Raw genomic sequence first — 21,886 nt, 5'->3', positions numbered from 1 at the left:
CCTACATTTATCAGGGTTAACAATTACAACTAAAACAAGAATCCATGCAAGCTTCTCAGCACTGCGGCATCACTACTCTCTGCCTGCTGTTCCGAAGAAACACCAAGTGGATCACTACTGACACTGGAATCTGTTAACCATTCTGTGGTTACCATGCTCTTTTGCTTGGCTACCATCGTCCGCTGAGTACTATTTTCAATTGATGACAACAGCCAGGACTCATACTGCTCTATATTGTCTTGTGAATGCTTAAACTGAATTCTCAGCGCTGCATCTTTTTGCGGCAGTAGAGTCGTTGCCTCTGCATTCAAGGTATTTTTTACCAGATTAAAGACTTCATTAACTCGGGCTTCCGTTTTCTGACTGTAGTCTTCGAGAGCCAGGTGACGCTGATACAAATCAACTTTCCCTTGTAAAGCAGCTGCCTCTTTGCGATCCGTCTGGTCCAGCATCGATCCACTAACATGGACCCCCTGGTAACCATATGTCAGCCCCCAGTTCATGATCGACTTTTGCCAAGCATAGCCACCATACTTGTAAATGGATTTAGATTTTTTCTTTGTTTTAATACAAGGGTAAGGAATCTTAATGAATCCTACTTTTTTCTTACAGATTTTTATCCATGGGTACTCTACAAAAGCACTGATATCACCGTTCAATGCTCTGATTAACGCATCGGATGTCAAAGATAGTTTTAAGTACGGCTCACCACTTTGCGCAAAAAATAAACCCGCTTTACCACGAAGCGGCACTTGTAGATTCAAAACATCCACAGACCCCCTCACTCCGACAGATAGCACTTTCGCAACACCCACAGCCCCTTCTCCGAATGCACCTGCATTCGCAATTGGAACTAGCTCAGCATAGACTTGTGTAAATGTCAGGCCGACTCTCAACTTCGTATTTGCACTAGCATAAACACCTACGGAGACATACACAGGGATAGGACCTATTGCGAACTGTTGAGTATATTTGTAGTCATAGCTATAGCCGTCACCTCCCCCTAAAAGTTCAGCTTCATATGTCAATGGGTCTGTCGTGCTTCGTTTATTAATTTTATTGAGTTGCATACCCATGACTTGTATATCGGTATTAAACTCGACTAACTTAGGCCCTACTTCAGCTTGTGCATAAGCTCCAATCGCGTTATTGGTCTTCCCGAACACAAAAACATCAGCACGTCCGAGTGCGATACCCCATTGTATCTCTTCAGAACCCCGGATCTCATAATAGGCTTTTGCTTGCGCACCTAACACTTTACGGCTGCCTAAATCGAACCCATTCCAGTCCTTCCGTTTCTTAACTTTCAAACCTTCACGCGTTGGTGGCGTAAACGATTTATTAAATGAAATAACAGGAAATTCCGGCATTTTGAGATTTTGTGGTAAGTCTAAACCAAGCTCTGTGATTTTTGCCTTCAAAAATTCTGGCGAAGGTATCTTTAGTTTTACCTTAAATTCATCAATTTCAATTAGTTCAGAAGCCCAACTCATCGCTTCCTGCAACGGCGCCCATGATAAGATACTCTCACCACCAGGAATTGGTAACCCTAAACTTTTAAAAGCCAATGATATCTTTAAATCTAAAGAGTCAACAAGAGTTTGCAGTTCAAAGTCAATTCCAATCATGGCCAGAATACTATCTTCGTCAACCTTGGCTACACCATCCTCATAAACAATATTTAGCCCCATTGCACTCGGTAAATTATATCCTAAAGCACAAAGGATTTTATTTGTATTATTAATCCCTCGAATATACTCATCAAATTTCGTCAGATCACCACTTTTCAGGCGATATTTCTTATCTAGATTTATACCATTGCTTTGTGCCAAATCTCCTGCTTTCAGGTTAATTTTTTCGACCAATTTCTCCACATCAATTTGTGGACACTGACCTGGATCAATCGCATCTAAACGACGTAGCAGTTCTTCTTTTGCATATAGTTGCAAAGCATCCAGCAAGCGTTTTCTCATAGTCTCCGGATCGTTGAACAACTCGTATAAATCTACAGGAAGTTGCTCAAAGCTATCATCTCTCAAAGAATAACCAAATGGTGTAATTTGCTGCTCTAATTGATTCGCCATTTTTACATATTCATTTACTTCAACTTTAAATGGCTCTTTAAAATCTACAGTAGCGTCACCTTGAATACTCAAATCAATCAATAAATAGGTCACCCCATCTTCAACAATAACTGATAATTCATCATCAGGATTATCATCTGCTAATTTTTTTAATTCTTCAGGTGTGAATGGTTCATACGGCAACGGCGTTCGATCGCCTAAAACTAGCCGAATAACATCCTCTCCATCTTCAACTTTCTGGGTTGCAGCATGAGTCATTTGAACAGAGAGACAGCTGAAAACATAGAATAAAAACAGTCCATATCTTATCAATTTATTCACTGGCTTATCTCCGTATATGGCGCCTGAGGAACTCTTACTAACTGTTTATATAAATAACGCTGTTGCTCGAGAGTCATACTTTTGATCGAGTTTAAATCCAAACCAATTAAAGTCTTTAATAAGGCACAATTATACTTTGGATAATTGTCTTCAACTTGGCACCGTCTAACATAGATATTAAGTGTGTCCGTGTACTTTTTATACAAATGTGAGTAAGCACGAACCTGATTCATATCAAGCTGAGATTTTGCCTGTTGATACCGGTCATTTATAAAATCAATACCTGGCTGTTTCAGGCTATTATCCAGAGGACTGGATACAATCACCTTCATGTCTGTCTGATATTGTCTTTCAAACTGCTGAAAGCGTGTATCCGCTGCAAACCAGTCTCTTCTGGCATAAGCCTGAATAAATGCAGTGCTTCTGGAAGCATTATCCATTCGCGCTGACAGCAATTGGTCAACCGCAAATATATCATTCAATTTTTGTAATGCTGCGGTGAGCTCTGGAAACTCAAGCTTCGAGCGATTGATGAGTGCCTGGAGTACTTCTCTCGTCATAATCAATGCATCTTCTAGCCGCTTTAGATGCTGCTCAGAAAAGTCTGTGTTTAAACTTTCAAACGCTTGATAATTTAGTGCAATATTATCATTCAGCGCTACAATGACAGACTTTAGTTCCCGTATATAATTTTCCGGATAGGCAGGGATTCCCTCTAAAAGCTGTAAACCCGTTTTTGTCCGGTTGTATATTTTCTTTGCTTCTTCCTGAGACTGGAATAACTCGGTTATCAATGTCGATATCTGGCTTTTAAACATACCGGTATCTGATGCAGCTAGCTGTTGATGATTACTAATCGATCGCCTGAGCTGATCCATTTTTTCCAGCCATGCCACATGTTTCTGATACCAAACTTCAGCCATCGCAGCAGAGCCATCTTGCCCTAAATAATACTGCTCGCGAGCCAGGTCATATTTTGTTAAGGCGTCCAGCACCTCATCCAGCCGGTAATTAATCTGATTCAACTGATACTGCTGTTTATCCAGCATTTCAGGGGTGACATTCGCTGCAGATGATGTCCAAGGGATCATCATCATGCAGAAAGAGAACGAAAGCAGACGAAGTTTCATACCCTATCCCGGTGATAACTTAAAATATAAAATACAGAGCAATATCAGAGGGCAAGCTTCCCCTCTGATACCAAATTAAAAATCAAAGCTTTTCCAGTTTGCTTCTCAGCTCATTGAGCTTTTCGATTTCCTCTGCATCTGCAATAGAAGCAATATATAGGAAGTGTTCAATCACTGAGCTGATACTCTGAACTTTTTCCTGTTTGCTTTCTTTTAATGACTCAATACGTTGCACTAAGTCTTCGACCGTATTGTCATTATTTTCCCCATTGATCTGGCCGGATATATGAGAAAGCGCCACTATTGAATCCCAATTCGCCAAGAATTCATTAGAATACTTCTGATTACCATAATCATCATATAAGTAGCCAATCATGAAATTGAACAAACTATCAATTCCCAAAACCCCTTTTCCTTTTAGCTCTTCAGCCATTTCTGCCATGAGTGAAAAATTCGGGATAGACTGGCCATCAGGGCCCATAATACTCAGCTCTGTCTCCGAAACATAGGTGTTTTTATAAGCGTCACCCAGATAACGTTGAGGTACAGCACCAGAATTAAAGAAATCCTGTACCGTGACGGCATAAGCAATTTTTTGCCAGTTTGCAGTAATTTCCGCCTGAATGTCCTGCTTGATAGCATCCGCATTTAAGTTGATCTTCAATAATGTATTATTTTCAGCAATCACATAAATTGCATCATTCAGAATCTGTTCACCGAATCGCACCAGCTCATCAATATAATTTCCGCCCGTTCTTTCAAAGTTGAACGACCAATTTTCTGCTGCAATATCCTGATGGTTCACCAAGCTTAACCGGACATTGGTTGTACAATATTGCTTGAATATATTCAGCTTAGACTGATCAAACGCATTTATTAAAGCTCCACCCAAAAAGCCCACTTGGGTCATATTCTTATCCCTATACGTCAGACTGATAGTGACGGGATCAACCCTGGATTCACCTACACAAGTCAGTTCAAAATAAGGCGTTGGATTCACTGGTGAATCGATCGATCCAGTCCACAGTTGCTTATTCACCAAAGAAGTTTGCTTCCGATCTGTCACAGTACCTTTCACAAAAAACGTGATACCACCATTGGTCACCGGAATATAACCCTGCCGGTAAGACAACTCATTTTTCCTAGTAGTTTTCACAAGGTTGCCACTGTATTCTGCCACCGGCTGAATCTGGCTGATATCTGCTACGCCAGGTGTCAGCGTAAGCTTCGATGTATAACAGGTTTCAGTATTACCTGAAACAGAACAGTAATTACCGGAACCATAATAACTGGAAGGCGAAAAATCATTAGGCCCAGTCTTACATTCGATTGTTCCAGCGGTCTGACGGGTCTTTTTTCTAAAATTTTCGTAAACATCTTTACAATTTTGATAACGTTTACTCACCTCTAACACACTGTCATTCTGACGCAAAAGTAACTCACCCACCAAATCTTCAGGTTGCAAAAGCAAAGATGCTGAATTTGCTATATCAATCTGTCGAAGCTGAGTCGGCACTTGCTGATTTTTCACCCATTTTTCAAGATTACAGGCCCGATCCCGGTGAACGGGATAAATACTGTCGTTTAAGCAGAAGTCATCTGTTGTGCCCGCGATTACACTCAGTGGGGAGCCAACAAGAACACAGACGCTCAGTAAACTAAAATGCGTTCTTTTCATTATTTATCCTTACTGAACCAAATCAAACGTCTGAAGCTCATACGCGCCATTGACACATTCAGATGCGAAATGGACTTTCACTTGTGTTCCGGTAAACATTGCTGAACTCAAAACGGATATTAGCTGTTGCTTTTCAGCAGGTATAACGACTGCATTTTTCGTACATGATGTTGAGAAAATCGGTTTTTCGAAAGCCAGCTGACAATGCGATGCCTTGATATCACACTGAATACTTTGGATGGTATTCACTTCTTCCGCTGCATTGGCAGCTGCAACGGCAAAAGATAAAGAAAATAGCAGGCCAATTTTATGATTCATGCTCAGGCTCCTTCTTGTGCCGACTTCGCCAGAACTTCATACGATTTGAGTTGAGGCAGGCCGTTCTCGCCACAGAATGAGTCAAATTCAACAGCTACCTGATGCCTCGTCATCATTGCTGAAGACAGAAGTGCCACTGCCAGCTTTCCTTGGGTTGTCTCACTCGACCAACTGATTTTGGCCGAGGCACACTCAGAAGGTCCCAATTTTTCAATACCGAATGACAAAGCACACTGCTGGCTTTCCTGATCACAGCCAATTTGCTTAATCAATTGGGGGTCAGACACTTCAGCCTGAGCGACAGAGCAGAAAGCAGAAAGCGCAATAAATAACAAAGGGTTAATTTTCATCTTCCATCCTCAGTGAGCAAATTAGGTTTCATATTGAAGATCACCTTTCTCATTGAGGCTTCCTGACTCTACTTGAGCTACTTGGTCGGAAAAATGACTCAATGCAACCTTGATGTGAGTAATGACACACTTCAATTCCATTTGTTTGCTTGCAATTGCAGCTAACCGCAAAAGCTCGCCTCTCATATCGCAATGGTAGAAAGGCCCTCAATATGAACAACTGCGCATACTATACAACACTCATGAAAACTCAATGCATATGTTCGATTTTTTACTTACAATACATCACGCTTATATGAAATGGGATCGACTCTTCTTTAAATTAAATTCAGGTTAGAGAATTATGAAAAAATGCTTGTATCTCGTCGCACTTTTACTTCCTATCTCGTGTCAAGCAGACCCTTGGTCTAATCAAATACGAATTGACTGGCTTTAACAAATGGATAGAGGCTTAGTGTTTTCCACACAAGATTACTCTAATAAGGAACTAAGCAACTTCGATCATGAAACACGGTTTATCATCCCAGCGATACCGATAACTATGAGGTAAAAATCAGCTCTCTTATTACGGCATTCATGGCGGATAAAAGATTAGAATCAATATTGATGGTGATAATTTAAGCGGCTCAATTTGTGAACCTTCTGTAAATCGCTTCATCGTATATAAATAAAACATTTTCAGATAATACTTAGGATCTCCAATGAAAAAGTTACTCTTTATTTTTATTTTAGCTTTCTCATCTAGCACTCATGCCAAATGGCAATACTACGTACAACCTGTGGAATTGCTCTATGAAGGAGATAACTCCGGCTCCCGAGCCTACATCGTCTTTAAAGATAAGCTCCCTCTTGCTGACTGCGGAGATCAAGATGGTGGATATATCCGAATATATGGTGACACGCAGAAAGGCCAATACTTTATCAGTACACTGCTTGCAGCAATTACTGCCAATAAAAAAGTGTTCCCTGCTCTTGCTGGCTGTGATGATTGGGGACGCCCAGTGTTAACGGGCTTAAGAATTAGAGCCGGTATCTAAAAAACAGCCCCGCAATGCGGGGCTTTGTTGGTTCAAGGCATTCAATACAGCGCAGCTTAAACATGCTGTCCGGCGACAAAACCGGAGCTCCAGGCCCACTGAAAGTTATAGCCGCCGAGCCAGCCGCTGACGTCCATCACTTCGCCGATGAAAAACAGGCCGGGCACGGTTTTGGCTTCCAGGGTTTTCGAGGACAGGCCGTCGGTGTCGACGCCGCCCAGGGTGACTTCGGCGGTGCGGTAGCCTTCGGTGCCGTTGGGGGCGATCTGCCACTGGTGAAAATAGTCGTGCAGTGCCTGAATCTCTTTCGGGTTGAGCTGTTTGAGCGGCTTGTCTTCGATATCGCCGCGCGCAATCATGGCTTCTACCAGACGTTTGGGCAGCAAACGGGACAGTGAGTTTTTCAGGCTTTGGTTGGGGTGTTTGTCGCGCATCGCCTGCAGGGTCTCGTCGAGGCTCAGGGTCGGTAATAAGTCGATAGAGACCGCCTGGCCCGGCTTCCAGTACGAGGAGATCTGCAAAATGGCCGGGCCGGACAGGCCGCGGTGCGTGAACAGTATGTTCTCTTTGAAACTGGTGCCATCGGCGGCTGTCACCACAGCCGGAACCGCAATCCCGGACAGATCGGCAAAGGCGTCTTTATCTTCGACATGCAGGGTAAAAGGCACCAGACCGGCTGTGGTCGGCACCATTTTCAGGCCGAACTGCTCGGCGACCTGAAAGCCAAACGGGGTGGCGCCAAGCTTGGGCATCGACAGACCACCGGTGGCGATCACCAGAGATTCACAGGATACGGTGTCTGCGTTGATTTTCAGGCTAAAGCCGCTATCGGTTTTGCTGATGTCCAGAACATCACTGCGATAACGCTGTTGCACCGTCGGTAAATCGCATTCTTTGAGCAGCATCTCGACAATGTCTTTGGCTGAATCGAGGCAGAACAGCTGGCCGTGGTCCCGCTCTTCATAGGCAATATCATGCTTGGCAATCATGGCGATGAAGTCCCACTGGGTGTACTGCGCCAGCGCCGATTTGGCAAAGTGCGGATTGCGGCAGACATAATTGCTGGCCGTCACATCATAGTTGGTGAAGTTACAGCGGCCACCGCCGGAGATCAGAATTTTCCGGCCCGGCTTCTTGCCGTGTTCGACCACCAGCACAGATCGGCCGCGCTTACCGGCCTCTGCGGCACACATCAGTCCGGCGGCGCCAGCACCGATAATTACTACATCAAACTTTTCTGCCATTCTCTTATCCGCAATCCGACTCAGCGACAAAATAAAAAGGATGCGGTAATGACATGCATTACCCGGCATCCTTTTCAAGTGCGCGTATTTTACCCGTCTGCGGGCGGATTACCAAATCTGTCGGCAATAAACGGTTAAATACCCAGATAAGCGACGACAAAGATAGAGACCAGGAACACCATCAGGCTGGTGCTGGCAAGGACAAACAGCTTGCGTACCTTGTCGCACTTGGCCATGAACAGCTCGTCGTGGTGCTTATGGTATTGCTGGCTGCGAATATAATGAAAAAGCCGGATCTGCTTATTGACGTTTCCCTGAGAAGAGAAGAAGCCCCGGCCGTCTACCTGCTGGTAAAGCAGCGGATCGCAGTCACGCATCACTACCAACAAGGTTTTCAGCGTGCTGACATAACGAGAGATATTGACTACAGCCACCAGAAACAGGGCCATCAGAATTGCATCACCACTAAACATAACACCCTCCGAACAACGACCATGGTTCTTTGCTGGCCGGGAAGGGTTGGGTGCAAACAGCAGCGACACACTTTCGGAAAGGGGCGCCGCCGTGTATTTCCCAGAGCCTGTTAGCCGGCCTGCTGACCCATGACAGAGCTGGATTCCTGCTTCGCCATGGCAGCAAGATCTTTGTCGATAAAGAACAGTGCTTTTCCGTCTTCACCCACCAGTTCGATCTTATCCAGAATACCTTTAAACAACTTTTCTTCTTCGTGCTGCTCTGCAACATACCACTGCAGGAAGTTAAACGTTGAGTAGTCCTGAGTGGTAAACGCAACATGTGCCAGCTTGTTAATGCGCTCAGTGATCAGTCGCTCATGTTCGTAAGTGGCGCGGAACACTTCACCCAGAGAGCTGAATTCATGCTGTGGTGCTTCAATCGTCCCCAGAATCGGCAGCGCACCTGTCTCGCTGACATAGGTAAACAAACGTTGCATATGCTGCATTTCTTCTGTCGCATGAATGCGCAGAAACTCTGCCGCTCCTTCGAAGCCCTTATCCTCACACCATGCACTCATTTGCAGGTACAGGTTGGATGAAAAGAACTCCAGGTTAATTTGTTCATTCAGTTTCTCAACCATTGCTTGAGCAAGCATCGAACTACTCCTTCCTAATCAAGTGTAATAAACACATTGTCACTATGCATAACTGAGTTTGCAACTCATGCGTCAAGGTATCATGCTTAACCTGCCGGTAAGCAATAAAAATCACAAAACGATCCAACTGCTTACCCAAGCGTGTCACAGAATTTTCCGTCAGCGTAAGCAATGCGATCAGCACAGCATTTTTTACCTATACGCCATGCTAGCATATAAAAAACCTTACAGGAGAGCGGGTTATGACCTATCAACATATTCTGGTTGCGGTTGATTTATCTGAAGACAGTCACATTCTGGTCGGCAAAGGGGCCGCGCTGGCTGAGAAACTGGGGGCCAAGCTGTCTCTGATCCACATAGATACCAACTATGCTGAGCTGTATACCGGCCTGATCGATATCAACATGGCCGAGGCACAGTACCGCATGGCGGATAATGCCCAGGAGCAGTTGCAGGAGCTGGCTAAAAAAGCGAACTATCCTGTGACGCATACTTTTGTCGGCAGCGGCGATCTGAGCGATGAAATCTGCAATACCATCAAACAGTCGGATGTTGATTTGATGATCTGCGGTCACCATCAGGATTTCTGGAGCAAAATTCTGTCTTCAACCAAACAGTTAATCAATCACACACCGGTTGATCTTTTGATGGTGCCGCTGCACTGATTATCCCTCAGCGCCCATAGCCATTCTGGCTGGCCACTGTGAACGCCAGCCAGTCTCTGCTCAGAACAGACCAGCCTCCCATTGGCTAGAACAGAATTTCGGTTACACTAGTCGGCCAAAATTCAAAGGACATGTCACATGGGATACTTAACTGCGATTACGCTGCTCTGGGCGTTTTCCTTCAGCCTGATTGGAGTTTATCTGGCCGGACAGGTGGATGCCTGGTTCTCGGTACTGACCCGGGTAGCACTGGCCGCCCTGGTATTTTTGCCGTTTCTGCGTCGTCAGCACCTGACGATGAAACTGGCACTCAAGCTCATGGCGGTGGGGGCTTTTCAGCTCGGCATCATGTACTGTTTTTACTACCAGTCTTTCCTGTACCTGTCGGTCCCGGAAGTGCTGTTGTTCACCATCTTTACCCCCATTTATGTCACACTCATCTATGATTTACTGCAGCGCCGCTTTTCGGCCTGGTATCTGATCACCGCCGTCATTGCGGTATTAGGTGCCGCCGTCATCAAATTTGAAGGTATCAATGAAGACTTCATTCTCGGCTTCCTGATTGTGCAGGGCGCTAACCTGTGCTTTGCCATCGGCCAGGTGGGTTATAAAGTCATCATGGAAAAAGAGAAAGCCGATTTACCTCAGCACACGGTCTTTGGCCTGTTCTATCTCGGTGCCGTCTGCGTGGCCCTGCCGATGTTTTTACTGTTCGGCAACACAGAAAAACTGCCGACCACCGACACCCAGTGGGGCATTCTGGTGTATCTGGGTATCGTTGCTTCCGGTCTGGGCTATTTCATCTGGAACAAAGGCGCAACCCTGGTGAACGCCGGTGCGCTGGCCATCATGAACAATGCCCTGGTGCCGGCAGGTCTTATCGTCAATATCGTGATCTGGAACCGGGATGTCGACTACCCGCGCCTGATTGTAGGCGGTGCCATTATCCTGCTGTCGCTGTGGATCAATGAAACCTGGGTGAAGAAGCGCGTGGCCGCCGCTCACGCTTGATAACCTCATTCGCCAAACAATTACCACCGCCATAAACGGTGGTTTCAGAGTGGCAATAAAAAAGCCCCTGCCATCTGTTGATGCCAGGGGCTTTTGTTTTTAATAAAGACAATCAGATAAAGGCGTAGGCATCGGCAAACATCCGGTTGCGATCAGCGCCCTTCTCAGCCGTAAACTGTTCACGGGCCGCACCCGCCATCTCGAATCGGCCGCAAATATAAATGTCATAAGCAGACAGGCTGACAAAATCGTCATTGACCGCTTCGAGTACATTCCCCACTTTACCCTGCCAGGCGGGGGGCGCAGTTTCTACCACGGGGACATAAGTCAGGTTCGAGTGCCTGGCTGCCAGCGCCACAAGCTCGTCATGCGCATACAGCTGGCATTCATCGCGGCCACCCCAGTACACAAAAATCGGCTGCTTCATGCCACGACTCAGGCAGTTATCCAGCAGGCTGCGCACGTAGGAAAAGCCCGTGCCGCCGGCAATCAGCAGCAAAGGCTGATTGCTGTCTTCACGCAACCAGGCATCACCCAACGGGGCTTCCACCTCAAATGCACTGCCGTCTTTCATCGCCAGACGCATGGCGTCCACCACTTCCATGGCATAGGGATTGTGGTCCGCCGCCCCTATGTGCAGTTCCAGTTCGCCACTGCGGCAAGGGCTGCTGGCAATGGAGAATGCACGCTTGTCTTTTTCGCCCATCACCGCCAGCAAATACTGCCCGGCTTTAAAGTCTACCTGTTGCTTGGGTTGCAGCAGGATACGGTACGTATTACACGCCAGTGACTCGACTGACTTCACTTCACACTGAATCGACATTCTGTTCCTCTATTCCAAAGTCAGTACCAGATCGCTGCGGGCCATGGCCAGACAGGGAAATATCCATCCCTCAGCCTGCTCCTTCTCCGTCAGCACCGGTGCCAGCCGGTAAGTCACCTCACCCGCCAGCTTTCGGCATAAACAAGTGGCACACGCCCCGACCTGACAGCGGTGGGGAAAAGCCAGTCCCGCCCGCCGTGCTGCACTCAACAGGGTTTCCTCTTCCCCGGCGATGAACATAACGTCCTGCGGCAGCACCTGAACCTGATACATTGCGGTAAACCTTCTTGCTGAGTATCCGGCGCTATTTGGCCAGAATACCCAGTTCATCCCAAATGGCATCCACCTTAGCAACCACTTCCGGGTCTTTAATGATAGGTGTCCCCCACTCGCGCTGTGTTTCACCCTGCCATTTGTTCGTGGCATCCAGCCCCATCTTTGACCCCAGGCCAACCACAGGCGAGGCAAAATCCAGGGAATCGATCGGGGTGTTTTCTATCATCACAGTATCCCGCGCTGGATCCATGCGGGTAGTGATCGCCCAGATCACGTCATTCCAGTCACGGGCATTGACGTCATCGTCACAGACTATCACGAACTTGGTGTACATGAACTGGCGAAGGAAAGACCACACGCCCATCATCACCCGCTTGGCATGGCCCGGATACTGTTTTTTCATTGTCACGACGGCCATACGGTAGGAGCACCCTTCCGGCGGCAGGTAAAAGTCGACAATTTCCGGAAACTGCTTTTGCAGAATCGGAACAAAGACTTCATTGAGCGCCACGCCCAACACAGCCGGTTCATCAGGCGGACGGCCGGTATAAGTGCTGTGGTAAATAGGGTCTTTGCGCATAGTCACGTGCGTGACGGTAAATACGTGGTGGCTTTCCACTTCGTTGTAATACCCGGTATGGTCGCCGTACGGGCCTTCGTCTGCGTATTCATTGGGATCAATATAGCCTTCCAGCACAATTTCTGCGCTGGCCGGCACATCCAGATCGTTGCTGATACTCTTGACCACCTCGGTTTTGCTGCCGCGCAGCAGACCGGCAAAGGCATACTCAGACAAGGTATCAGGCACAGGCGTGACCGCCCCGAGAATCGTGGCCGGATCAGCGCCAAAGGCGACAGAAACCGGAAATTTCTCGCCGGGATGGGCCTGCATGAATTCCCGCATGTCCAATGCACCGCCGCGGTGAGCCAGCCAGCGCATGATCACCTTGTTCTTGCTCAGCTTCTGCTGGCGGTAAATGCCCAGATTCTGGCGTTTCTTTTCCGGGCCGCGGGTAATAGTCAGCCCCCAGGTCAGCAGCGGCGCCACATCGCCCGGCCAGCAACTCATGATCGGAATTTTATCCAGATCGACCTCATCACCCTGCCAGACAACCTGCTGGCACGGAGCTTTACTCAGACGCTTGGCAGGCATATTGAGGACCTGCTTGAAGACCGGCAGCTTGTCGATAGCATCACGGAAGCCTTTCGGCGGCTCCGGCTCTTTGAGATACGCCAGCAGTTTACCGACTTCCCGCAGCTCCAGCACATCTTCACGCCCCATGCCCATGGCAACCCGCTCGGTAGTGCCAAACAGGTTCGCCAGCACAGGGATATCATACCCCACCGGATTTTCAAACAGTAATGCCGGTCCGCCCGCCCGCAGGGTACGGTCGCAGATTTCAGTCATTTCATACCGGGGATCGATTGGCTGCTTGATGCGCTTAAGTTGCCCACGCTCTTCCAGGTAGGCGATAAAGTCGCGCAAATCATTGAGTTTCATTCCTGCACCCTATCTGTTTTGCTCGACCCGGCTTACGAACAGCCGGGATAAAAATAGGACACATTATATACTGAATCCCTGACAAGATGCTTGTGATGCACGTATTTATTGGTGATAAAACAAGGTACTGAAAAGACGGCGCCCGAACCGGCAGGCGCGCTGGCAGAGATCAAGGCATAGCTGCCGACAAGGCAGATTCCAGATTGCGCTTCAGGGTGTAGCTCTGCGTCCCCGCGGCGAGTTTGGTCAGCCAGTTAGAATGGCCCTGACTTGCCAGTTTACTGGCCACCAGCTCGCCGTCTTCTGGCTCAGACAACTTGCCTAACAGAAAGATTTCCACCTCGTCCGGCAGTGGCTTGAGAGTAGCCAGAGCCTGGTAAGCCTGGGCTTTCAGGGAAGGATTACGGGTTGCAGCCATCAGTTGAGCAACAGCCAGTTTGGCCGGCAGCGCATCTGCCAGCCGGTTCAGCTCGGCCCGGCTGTACTGATCAGTGCGACGACGCCACAATTGCTGATACAGGCCTTCATCCGCTGTTATCGCGGCCAGTTTGGCCAGCAGGCCGTTATCAGACAACCAAAGCAGCTGTCTGTCGGATAAAAACTGATCGGCGAGGTATCGAGTGCCCTTGTCGGACAGCGCGGGAAGCTGAGCCAGAGCAATATCGCGCCGGGTGCGCTGGGTATTGAGATCACCGGCCAGCCAGTCTGCCAGCACTAAATCACCGTCATCGACCTGACGGACAAAAGATTCGGCCAACTGCTCACGCTGCCAGCGCTGCAACAACTGGTGCGCCCGGGTGCCATAGGTAAATGCCGCCCGGGTAACCCGGTAGCCATCGCCCTGTTCTGTCAGGGTGAAACGTGATTTCCGGGCCGCTTGTGCTTCAAGCCAGGTGATTTTGTCTTCATCCAGTTTTTTGAAGGTATGGGCGTAATCCACCAGTGCCGAACGCAGTGCTTCCTGTTCCAGCACAGAGAAATCGGCCAGCTGATAATTGAGCTGGGCAATATCACTCTCCCGGTACAGGGTTTTGAGCGATTTTAATGCCGGTGTGATGTCCTGCGTTACCTGCCGGTATTCCTGCTGGCTGATTTCTTCAGACCTCAGGGGGAGTGACAGCAGCAGTAACCATAACCAGACCCACATGCTTCTTCCATGTTGCATGTTGCATACTCCGTGTCATTGCTGACTTGATTTATTGTTGGTTCCCGAGCCGCTGAGCATCAGGTGCATCTCGGCCCGCCTTCCTGGCAGACCGGTAAAGTCTGAAAGAGGATACACTCAATCGTCAATTGAATGCTGTTTCAAACAGCAGCTGATATTATCAGCAATAAAAAAACGCCACACAAGGTGGCGTTTATACAATCTGTGACATCAAGCCAGTGGAATCAGGACTTCTGACGACGCATCGCTTCGAAGAACTCGTCGTTGGTCTTGGTCATGCCCAGCTTGTCGATCAGGAATTCCATGCTGTCGGTTTCATTCATCGGGTGAACGATCTTACGCAGGATCCACATCTTCTGCAGCTCATCCGGCTTGGCCAGCAGCTCTTCACGACGGGTACCAGAGCGGTTGAAGTCAATCGCAGGGAATACACGTTTCTCGGCAATCTTACGCGACAGGTGCAGTTCCATGTTACCTGTACCTTTAAATTCTTCGTAGATCACTTCGTCCATCTTAGAACCGGTATCAACCAGTGCCGTCGCGATAATAGTCAGGCTACCGCCTTCTTCCACATTACGGGCCGCACCGAAGAAACGCTTCGGACGATGCAGGGCGTTGGCGTCGACACCACCGGTCAGTACTTTACCGGAAGATGGCACCACAGTGTTGTAAGCCCGGGCCAGACGGGTAATCGAGTCCAGCAGGATCACCACGTCTTTCTTATGCTCAACCAGGCGCTTGGCTTTTTCGATCACCATTTCGGCAACCTGAACGTGGCGGGATGCCGGCTCGTCAAAGGTAGAAGCGATCACTTCGCCTTTTACCAGACGCTGCATCTCGGTCACTTCTTCAGGACGCTCGTCGATCAACAGCACCATCAACTCACACTCAGGGTGATTGTAAGCAATGCTCTGTGCAATGTTCTGCAGCAGCATCGTCTTACCCGCTTTTGGCGGTGCAACAATCAGACCACGCTGACCCTTACCAATCGGTGAGGCCAGATCCAGTACACGTGCGGTAATGTCTTCAGTCGAGCCGTTACCACGTTCCATACGCATACGATCATTGGCGTGCAGCGGGGTAAGGTTTTCGAACAGGATCTTGTTGCGGGCGTTGTCTGGTTTGTCGTGGTTGACTTCGTTGACTTTCAGCAGGGCAAAGTAGCGTTCACCGTCTTTTGGTGGCCGGATTTTACCTGAAATGGTATCACCGGTACGCAGGTTGAAGCGGCGAATCTGGCTTGGTGAGACATAAATATCATCCGGGCCTGCCAGGTAAGAACTGTCTGCGCTGCGAAGGAAGCCAAAGCCGTCCTGCAGAATTTCCAGAACCCCGTCGCCAAAAATGTCCTCACCACTTTTCGCGTGCTGTTTGAGAATGGCAAAGATGATGTCCTGTTTTCTCAAACGCGCTAGGTTTTCGAGTCCTAAGCTTTCGCCGAGCGCAACCAACTTTGAGATAGGCTGGTTCTTCAGTTCTGTAAGATTCATAGTGGTGGGTTTCTTGTCAGTCAAATTAGGGGTTCTATGGTTAATTGAGAAAAGCTTCGACCAATGGGGCTGGTCAAGAAATGAACTGTCGTATAATTTACGTGCAATAACTTAGCACTAATGCCAGCATCCGTCTAGTGGCCTGAAAATGACACCGCGTACAAACGTCATTGTACGCGGTTTCGCGTTACTGTAGGCCAATTACAGGTTGGCGTCCAGAAACTCTTTCAGTTGTGACTTAGACAGGGCGCCGACTTTGGTCGCGGCCACATTGCCGTCTTTGAACAGCAACAGAGTCGGAATACCACGGATACCAAATTTTGGCGGTGTCGCGGCATTGTGATCTATGTTCAGCTTTCCGATAGTCAGCTTGTCTTGGTACTCGTCTGCGATTTCGTCAAGAATAGGCGCGATCATTTTACACGGTCCGCACCACTCAGCCCAAAAATCGACTAAAACTGGGCCTGCAGCGTTAATCACATCGTTATCAAAACTTGCGTCTGTCAGCTGCACAATCTTGTCGCTCATCTTCCACTCCAATGGTTGATTTTCAACGCTGATTCTATTTTAACCAGCAAATCGATGCCCTATTTGAATTGAATACGTTTCGTATTGCAACCCTAAGCTGATATTCTATACGAATGAAGACGACTCATATCACAGAGCAGAAATTTGCCGACCTGGGACTAAACCCCCTGGTTTTACAAGGACTGGAAGAAAAAGGGTTTCATAATTGTACCCCTATCCAGGCCCTGGCATTGCCGGTATTGCTCTCCGGCCGTGACATTGCTGGTCAGGCACAAACAGGGACTGGTAAGACCCTGGCTTTCCTGACAGCGACCTTTAACCATTTGATGCTGAACCCAGCATCCGAGGAGCGAAAAACCAATCAGCCCCGTGCAATTATTATGGCACCTACACGGGAACTGGCAATTCAGATTTACAATGATGCCGCACCATTACTGGCAAGCACTGGCCTGACAGCCGGTCTGGCTTATGGTGGCGAAGCGTACGAAAAACAGAAACAGCACCTGGAGAATGGTGTCGATATTCTGATCGGCACCTGTGGCCGTATCATCGATTTCTACAAACAGCGTGTCATCGATCTGCACAGCATTCAGGTTGTGGTACTGGATGAAGCCGACCGTATGTTCGATCTGGGCTTTATCAAGGATATCCGTTTCCTGTTCCGTCGTATGCCAAGCCCGAAAGCGCGCCTGAACATGCTGTTCTCTGCCACCCTCTCCTACCGGGTCAAAGAGCTGGCGTTCGAGCACATGAACAACCCGGAAAGCGTGGTGGTTGAGCCTGAGCAAAAAACCGGTCACCGTATCCAGGAAGAGCTGTTCTACCCGTCCAATCAGGACAAAATGCGTTTGCTGCAGACCCTGATCGAAGAAGACTGGCCGGATCGCGCGATCATTTTTGCCAACACCAAACACCGCTGCGAAGACATCTGGGCGCACCTGGAAGCCGATAACCACCGTGTAGGCCTGCTGACCGGTGATGTGCCGCAGAAAAAACGCGTACGCATTCTGGAGCAATTCACCCAAGGTGAAGTCGACATCCTGGTGGCAACCGACGTCGCGGCTCGCGGTCTGCACATTCCTCAGGTCACTCACGTATTTAACTACGATCTGCCTGACGATGCCGAAGACTATGTTCACCGTATTGGCCGTACCGGTCGTGCCGGCGAAAGCGGTCATTCCATCAGCTTTGCCTGTGAAGAATACGCAATTAATCTGACAGCGATTGAAACCTACATCGAGCACACGATTCCGCAGTCGAAATACGATGCCGAAGCGCTGCTGGATGATCTGCCGCCACCGGTAAAATTCCAGCGAGCACCTCGCCAGAGCGGTGGACGTCGCAACAGTGGTTCCCGTCAGGGACAAGGACAGGGACGCCAGCGCAATAATAACCGCCGTCGTTCACCACAGAAAACACAGTAACTGAAGAAGACGCTATGGAAAGTTGTGTCGTATCCCCGCTGTATGCAGCCATTGACCTTGGCTCTAACAGCTTTCACATGTGGATCGTGCGTGAAGTCGCAGGCAGTGTGCATACGCTGGCTAAAATCAAGCGCAAAGTACGGCTGGCTGCCGGCCTTAACGGCCAGAATGAACTGAGCCAGGAAGCCATGCAGCGCGGCTGGGAATGCCTGGCAATGTTTGCAGAGCGGTTGCAGGATATTCCGGCTGAACGGGTCCGTATTGTCGGTACCGCGGCACTGCGCACCGCCGTAAATGCCGAAGACTTTCTTTCCAGAGCCATCAGTATACTGGGCCACCCCATCGACATTATTCCTGGTGAAGAGGAAGCACGCATTATCTACCAGGGCGTTGCACACACCTCTGGCGGTCAGGGTAAACGCCTGGTCGTCGATATCGGTGGGGCCAGTACTGAAGTCATTATCGGTGAAGGTTTTGATGCCAAGGCACTGACCAGCCTGAAAATTGGTTGTGTCACCTGGCTGGAACGCTATTTCAAAGACAGATACTTATCAGCTGACAATTTCAGCTCGGCAATCCTGGCGGCAAAACAAGCCATTGCGCCTATCGTCGCCTCCTACCGCGAACTGGGCTGGGAGCACTGTGTCGGCGCCAGCGGCACCGTACAGGCGCTGCAGGAAATCATGGTTGCACAGGGCATGGATGAGCTGATCACCCTGTCTAAACTCAAGCGCCTGCAGCGTCAGGCCATGCAGTACGAACGCCTCGAAGATCTGGATATCGAAGGGCTGACCCTGGAACGGGCCCTGGTATTTCCGAGTGGTCTGTCGATTCTGATCGCTTTGTTTGAGTCGTTGGACATCCAAACCATGACACTGGCCGGCGGCGCCCTGCGCGAAGGCATGGTGTATGACATGATGAGCCAGATGCGCCACGACGATGTGCGAGCCAGAACTCTGAACAGTCTGCAATACCGTTTTCAGGTCGATACCGAACATGCCAATACCGTGGCCGACACCGCCCAGGCTTTACTGGCAGACTGCCAGCCCGTCTGGCAAACCGATGAGCAAACCCGCGCGTTACTCCAGTCCAGCGCTATCTTGCACGAAATCGGTACGGGTATCGGCTTTAAGCAAAGTGGCGATCATGCCGCGTACCTGATTCAGCACCTGGATTTACCCGGTTTTACCCGCGCCCAGAAGCACCTGCTGGGCGAGTTGCTGCGCAGGCACAGAGACAACCTGACCAGTCTGCCGGAGCAGCATGCCATCCCCGCAATTAACGCTGTGCGTATCTTGCGCCTGCTGCGTCTGGCCGTCATTCTCTGTCATCGGCGTGACAGCCAGCACCAGCCACCCGCGCACCTGACGGTGGATGACAATCAGCTCACCCTGATACTGCCGAAAGCCTGGCTGACGGCCAATCCGCTGACCGAGGCAGAACTGCAACAGGAAGCCCATCGCCAGACCGATCTCGGCTGGCCGCTGCAGATCAACGAAGCAGACTAACAACCTGCCGCACGCTAATGCCGCGCAATAAAAAAGCTCCCGATGGGAGCTTTTTCTGATCTTGCCTGTACGGGCATTAACCTGTGATACCGCTGTGGCGCAGCAAAGCATCAATGCTAGGCTCACGGCCGCGGAAGCGCTTGAACAAGTCCATCGGCTCCTCGCTGCCGCCTCGCTCCAGAATACAGGCCAGGAAATCTGCCCCGGTTTGCGGGTTAAAAATCCCTTCTTCCTCGAAACGGGAATAGGCATCGGATGACAGTACTTCGGCCCAGAGATAACTGTAGTAACCCGCGCTGTAGCCGCCGGCAAAGATATGGCTGAAACTGTGCGGGAAGCGACCCCATTCCGGGCTTGGCAGCACAGACACCTGACGCTTGATGGCAGCCAGCGTATCGAGCACTTGCGCGCCTGTTTCCGGATCGTAATTGGTGTAGAGTGAGAAATCGAACAGGCCAAACTCCAGCTGACGCAGCATGCCCAGCGCAGAGTGGAAATTCTTCGCTGCCAGCATTTTCTCCAGCAACTCGGCAGGCAAAGGCTCACCGGTTTCGTAATGACCGGAAATAAAGGCCAGTGCTTCTTCTTCCCAGCACCAGTTTTCCAGGAACTGGCTTGGCAGTTCGACCGCATCCCAGGGCACGCCATTAATGCCAGAAACCGAAGACTCATCGACCTTGGTCAGCATATGGTGAATACCATGGCCGGTTTCGTGGAACAGGGTGACCACTTCATCATGGGTAAACAGCGCAGGCTTACCACCGACCGGCTTGTTGAAGTTACAGGTCAGATACGCCACCGGATGCTGAAGAGTGCCGTCTTGCCGCACGCGACGCACAATACACTCGTCCATCCAGGCGCCACCGCGCTTGTTCTCGCGAGCATAGAGATCCAGATAGAAGCTGCCGCGAAGCTCACCGCTGGCATCAAAAATATCGTAGAAACGGACACTCGGATCCCAGACATCCACGCCTTCGCGCTCTGTCACCGTCATGCCAAAGACACGCTTGAGCACCTCAAACAAGCCAGACACCACTTTCTGCTCCGGGAAATACGGCCGCAGCTGCTCATCGGAAATGCTGTATCTGTGCTGTTTCAGTTTCTCGGCATAGTAAGGAATATCCCAGGGTTCCAGAGCATCGGCCCCGAACTCGCTGCGGGCAAATTCGCGCAGCTCTGCCACTTCGTGTTCACCCTGCGGCTTGGCGCGGGCGGCCAGATCATTGAGGAAACCCAGCACCTGATCGGTGGATTCCGCCATCTTAGTCGCCAGCGATTTCTCACTGTACGTATTAAAGCCCAGCAAACGCGCCAGTTCATGACTGAGTTTGAGTTTTTCGGCGATGATTTCACTGTTATCCCATTTGCCCGCGTTCGGGCCGCGATCCGATGCGCGGGTCACGAAGGCTTCATACATTTCACGGCGCAGCTCGCGATTATCGCAATAGCTCATGACAGGCAGATAGGAAGGGATCTCCAGCGTGAACAGATACCCCTGTTCACCTTTCTCTTCCGCTGACGCCGCCGCCGCTTGCAAGGCCGACTCCGGCAGGCCCGACAGCTCACTGGCATCGGTGATCAGCTTGCTCCAGCCCATAGTGGCATCAAGCACATTATTGCTAAAAGATGACGACAGTTCAGACAAACGCTTGCTGATTTCACCGTAGCGGTGCTGTTCGCTTGCAGGCAGGCCAATGCCCGACAGTTCGAACTCTTTCAGTGCGTCAGTAATGGATTTTTTCTGCGCCTGCGACAGAGTGGCAAACGTATCGCTGTGACGGATACTTTTATAGGCTTCATACAGCCCCTTGTGCTGACCCAGCCAAGTGCTGTAATCCGACAGCATTGGCAGACAGCTTTCATAAGCTTCACGCAGCTCAGGGCTGTTTTTGACACCGTTAAGGTGCCCCACCGGTGACCAGATGCGGCCCAGGCGATCATCGGTTTCCGCCAGCGGCGCACAGATGCTGTCCCAGCTGGGTGTCTCGCCGCTGGCCAGAACTTCTTCTACCTTGGCCCGGCAGTCTTTGATGGCCTGCTCAACCGCAGGAAAGATGTGTTCGGGTTTGATTTGCGAAAACGGGGGCAGATCCGTCATGGTCAGTAATGGGTTCGACATCAGCGTATCCTTTTAATGTAAGTTCCTGAAGAAATGCGTCTGCATAAGGTGATTTTCAATCCCTTGGCGCAATTTAGGCTCGCAGTTCACTCTATTTTAGTGG

The 21,886-nt window shown here is 49.6% G+C and carries 19 protein-coding genes and 1 pseudogene; 5 read left to right on the top strand and 15 right to left on the bottom strand.

Annotation, left to right across the window (positions count from 1 at the left end; all coding sequences use genetic code 11):
- Positions 1-29 precede the first annotated feature (29 nt).
- The 5 genes from D6M16_RS19930 to D6M16_RS19910 form a co-directional block, all read right to left on the bottom strand.
- Positions 30-2,405: a hypothetical protein gene (locus D6M16_RS19930; protein ID WP_120513654.1), complete on the bottom strand. Its 2,376-nt coding sequence runs from the start codon at positions 2,403-2,405 to the stop codon at positions 30-32.
- A complete protein-coding gene (locus tag D6M16_RS19925) occupies positions 2,402-3,535 on the bottom strand; it encodes a hypothetical protein (RefSeq protein WP_120513653.1) in 1,134 nt (377 codons plus the stop codon). The genes D6M16_RS19930 and D6M16_RS19925 overlap by 4 nt, the downstream gene beginning before the upstream one ends.
- Before the next feature lie 82 nt (positions 3,536-3,617).
- A complete protein-coding gene (locus tag D6M16_RS19920; RefSeq protein ID WP_120513652.1) occupies positions 3,618-5,213 on the bottom strand; it encodes a hypothetical protein in 1,596 nt (531 codons plus the stop codon).
- Between the two features lie 9 nt (positions 5,214-5,222).
- Positions 5,223-5,531, bottom strand: coding sequence for a hypothetical protein (locus tag D6M16_RS19915; RefSeq protein ID WP_120513651.1), 309 nt, complete (start codon positions 5,529-5,531; stop codon positions 5,223-5,225).
- Between the two features lie 2 nt (positions 5,532-5,533).
- Positions 5,534-5,881 carry a hypothetical protein gene (locus tag D6M16_RS19910; protein ID WP_120513650.1) on the bottom strand — a complete coding sequence of 116 codons (348 nt, stop codon included), beginning with the start codon at positions 5,879-5,881 and terminating at the stop codon, positions 5,534-5,536.
- A gap of 701 nt (positions 5,882-6,582) precedes the next feature.
- On the opposite strand from D6M16_RS19910, the gene D6M16_RS19905 reads away from it, so the two are divergent.
- A complete protein-coding gene (locus D6M16_RS19905) occupies positions 6,583-6,918 on the top strand; it encodes a hypothetical protein (RefSeq protein WP_120513649.1) in 336 nt (111 codons plus the stop codon).
- Between the two features lie 56 nt (positions 6,919-6,974).
- On the opposite strand, the gene D6M16_RS19900 is transcribed toward D6M16_RS19905, so the two are convergent.
- The 3 genes from D6M16_RS19900 to ftnA form a co-directional block, all read right to left on the bottom strand.
- Positions 6,975-8,162, bottom strand: a complete 1,188-nt coding sequence (locus D6M16_RS19900; RefSeq protein ID WP_120513648.1) for a BaiN/RdsA family NAD(P)/FAD-dependent oxidoreductase — start codon at positions 8,160-8,162, stop codon at positions 6,975-6,977.
- Between the two features lie 134 nt (positions 8,163-8,296).
- On the bottom strand, positions 8,297-8,635 hold the full coding sequence (uspB, locus tag D6M16_RS19895) for a universal stress protein UspB (protein ID WP_046220460.1): 339 nt from the start codon (positions 8,633-8,635) through the stop codon (positions 8,297-8,299).
- 110 nt (positions 8,636-8,745) lie between these two features.
- Positions 8,746-9,273, bottom strand: a complete 528-nt coding sequence (gene ftnA, locus D6M16_RS19890) for a non-heme ferritin (protein WP_046220461.1) — start codon at positions 9,271-9,273, stop codon at positions 8,746-8,748.
- 242 nt (positions 9,274-9,515) lie between these two features.
- Between ftnA and D6M16_RS19885 the strand changes: the two genes are divergently transcribed.
- Positions 9,516-9,938: a universal stress protein gene (locus tag D6M16_RS19885; protein WP_120513647.1), complete on the top strand. Its 423-nt coding sequence runs from the start codon at positions 9,516-9,518 to the stop codon at positions 9,936-9,938.
- A gap of 138 nt (positions 9,939-10,076) precedes the next feature.
- Positions 10,077-10,949, top strand: coding sequence for a carboxylate/amino acid/amine transporter (locus D6M16_RS19880; RefSeq protein WP_120513646.1), 873 nt, complete (start codon positions 10,077-10,079; stop codon positions 10,947-10,949).
- 112 nt (positions 10,950-11,061) lie between these two features.
- On the opposite strand, the gene fre is transcribed toward D6M16_RS19880, so the two are convergent.
- The 6 genes and pseudogenes from fre to trxA all read right to left on the bottom strand — a co-directional run bounded on the left by fre (position 11,062) and on the right by trxA (position 16,732).
- Positions 11,062-11,772, bottom strand: a complete 711-nt coding sequence (fre, locus tag D6M16_RS19875) for an NAD(P)H-flavin reductase (protein ID WP_120513645.1) — start codon at positions 11,770-11,772, stop codon at positions 11,062-11,064.
- A 9-nt stretch (positions 11,773-11,781) separates the two neighbouring features.
- Complete coding sequence (locus tag D6M16_RS19870; RefSeq protein ID WP_120513644.1) at positions 11,782-12,045, bottom strand: 2Fe-2S iron-sulfur cluster-binding protein; 264 nt, start codon at positions 12,043-12,045, stop codon at positions 11,782-11,784.
- A gap of 52 nt (positions 12,046-12,097) precedes the next feature.
- Positions 12,098-13,549 (bottom strand): annotated as a pseudogene (gene ubiD, locus D6M16_RS19865) (4-hydroxy-3-polyprenylbenzoate decarboxylase); the annotation flags it as partial.
- A gap of 169 nt (positions 13,550-13,718) precedes the next feature.
- Entirely contained in the window at positions 13,719-14,696 is a 978-nt protein-coding gene (locus D6M16_RS19860) for a hypothetical protein (RefSeq protein ID WP_120513642.1), read from the bottom strand.
- A 242-nt stretch (positions 14,697-14,938) separates the two neighbouring features.
- The gene (gene rho / locus D6M16_RS19855) at positions 14,939-16,204 is read right to left on the bottom strand and encodes a transcription termination factor Rho (protein ID WP_046220468.1); all 1,266 of its coding nucleotides are present in this window, start codon (positions 16,202-16,204) and stop codon (positions 14,939-14,941) included.
- Positions 16,205-16,405: 201 nt separating this feature from the next.
- Entirely contained in the window at positions 16,406-16,732 is a 327-nt protein-coding gene (gene trxA / locus D6M16_RS19850) for a thioredoxin TrxA (protein WP_046220469.1), read from the bottom strand.
- Positions 16,733-16,845: 113 nt separating this feature from the next.
- Between trxA and rhlB the strand changes: the two genes are divergently transcribed.
- The gene (gene rhlB, locus D6M16_RS19845) at positions 16,846-18,156 is read left to right on the top strand and encodes an ATP-dependent RNA helicase RhlB (RefSeq protein ID WP_120513641.1); all 1,311 of its coding nucleotides are present in this window, start codon (positions 16,846-16,848) and stop codon (positions 18,154-18,156) included.
- A 14-nt stretch (positions 18,157-18,170) separates the two neighbouring features.
- Positions 18,171-19,664, top strand: a complete 1,494-nt coding sequence (gene gppA / locus D6M16_RS19840) for a guanosine-5'-triphosphate,3'-diphosphate diphosphatase (RefSeq protein ID WP_120513640.1) — start codon at positions 18,171-18,173, stop codon at positions 19,662-19,664.
- A 76-nt stretch (positions 19,665-19,740) separates the two neighbouring features.
- Here the strand turns inward: gppA and prlC are convergent, their stop codons facing one another.
- Entirely contained in the window at positions 19,741-21,783 is a 2,043-nt protein-coding gene (gene prlC, locus D6M16_RS19835; protein ID WP_120513639.1) for an oligopeptidase A, read from the bottom strand.
- Positions 21,784-21,886 lie beyond the last annotated feature (103 nt).

The sequence above is a fragment of the Photobacterium salinisoli genome (assembly GCF_003614885.1).
Classification (GTDB): domain Bacteria; phylum Pseudomonadota; class Gammaproteobacteria; order Enterobacterales; family Vibrionaceae; genus Photobacterium; species Photobacterium salinisoli.
The sequence above is the reverse complement of the archived record's forward strand: the minus strand, read 5'-3'. Positions and strand labels throughout refer to the sequence as shown.

Excerpts from the sequence above, each read along its gene's own strand:
- D6M16_RS19915 (WP_120513651.1), bottom strand. The coding sequence starts at position 5,531 with ATGAATCATAAAATTGGCCTGCTATTTTCTTTATCTTTTGCCGTTGCA.
- D6M16_RS19925 (WP_120513653.1), bottom strand. The coding sequence starts at position 3,535 with ATGAAACTTCGTCTGCTTTCGTTCTCTTTCTGCATGATGATGATCCCT.
- D6M16_RS19905 (WP_120513649.1), top strand. The coding sequence starts at position 6,583 with ATGAAAAAGTTACTCTTTATTTTTATTTTAGCTTTCTCATCTAGCACT.
- ftnA (WP_046220461.1), bottom strand. The coding sequence starts at position 9,273 with ATGCTTGCTCAAGCAATGGTTGAGAAACTGAATGAACAAATTAACCTG.
- D6M16_RS19885 (WP_120513647.1), top strand. The coding sequence starts at position 9,516 with ATGACCTATCAACATATTCTGGTTGCGGTTGATTTATCTGAAGACAGT.
- rho (WP_046220468.1), bottom strand. The coding sequence starts at position 16,204 with ATGAATCTTACAGAACTGAAGAACCAGCCTATCTCAAAGTTGGTTGCG.
- trxA (WP_046220469.1), bottom strand. The coding sequence starts at position 16,732 with ATGAGCGACAAGATTGTGCAGCTGACAGACGCAAGTTTTGATAACGAT.
- D6M16_RS19920 (WP_120513652.1), bottom strand. The coding sequence starts at position 5,213 with ATGAAAAGAACGCATTTTAGTTTACTGAGCGTCTGTGTTCTTGTTGGC.
- rhlB (WP_120513641.1), top strand. The coding sequence starts at position 16,846 with ATGAAGACGACTCATATCACAGAGCAGAAATTTGCCGACCTGGGACTA.
- gppA (WP_120513640.1), top strand. The coding sequence starts at position 18,171 with ATGGAAAGTTGTGTCGTATCCCCGCTGTATGCAGCCATTGACCTTGGC.
- D6M16_RS19870 (WP_120513644.1), bottom strand. The coding sequence starts at position 12,045 with ATGTATCAGGTTCAGGTGCTGCCGCAGGACGTTATGTTCATCGCCGGG.
- D6M16_RS19910 (WP_120513650.1), bottom strand. The coding sequence starts at position 5,881 with ATGAAAATTAACCCTTTGTTATTTATTGCGCTTTCTGCTTTCTGCTCT.
- uspB (WP_046220460.1), bottom strand. The coding sequence starts at position 8,635 with ATGTTTAGTGGTGATGCAATTCTGATGGCCCTGTTTCTGGTGGCTGTA.
- D6M16_RS19900 (WP_120513648.1), bottom strand. The coding sequence starts at position 8,162 with ATGGCAGAAAAGTTTGATGTAGTAATTATCGGTGCTGGCGCCGCCGGA.
- D6M16_RS19880 (WP_120513646.1), top strand. The coding sequence starts at position 10,077 with ATGGGATACTTAACTGCGATTACGCTGCTCTGGGCGTTTTCCTTCAGC.
- fre (WP_120513645.1), bottom strand. The coding sequence starts at position 11,772 with ATGTCGATTCAGTGTGAAGTGAAGTCAGTCGAGTCACTGGCGTGTAAT.
- prlC (WP_120513639.1), bottom strand. The coding sequence starts at position 21,783 with ATGTCGAACCCATTACTGACCATGACGGATCTGCCCCCGTTTTCGCAA.
- D6M16_RS19860 (WP_120513642.1), bottom strand. The coding sequence starts at position 14,696 with ATGTGGGTCTGGTTATGGTTACTGCTGCTGTCACTCCCCCTGAGGTCT.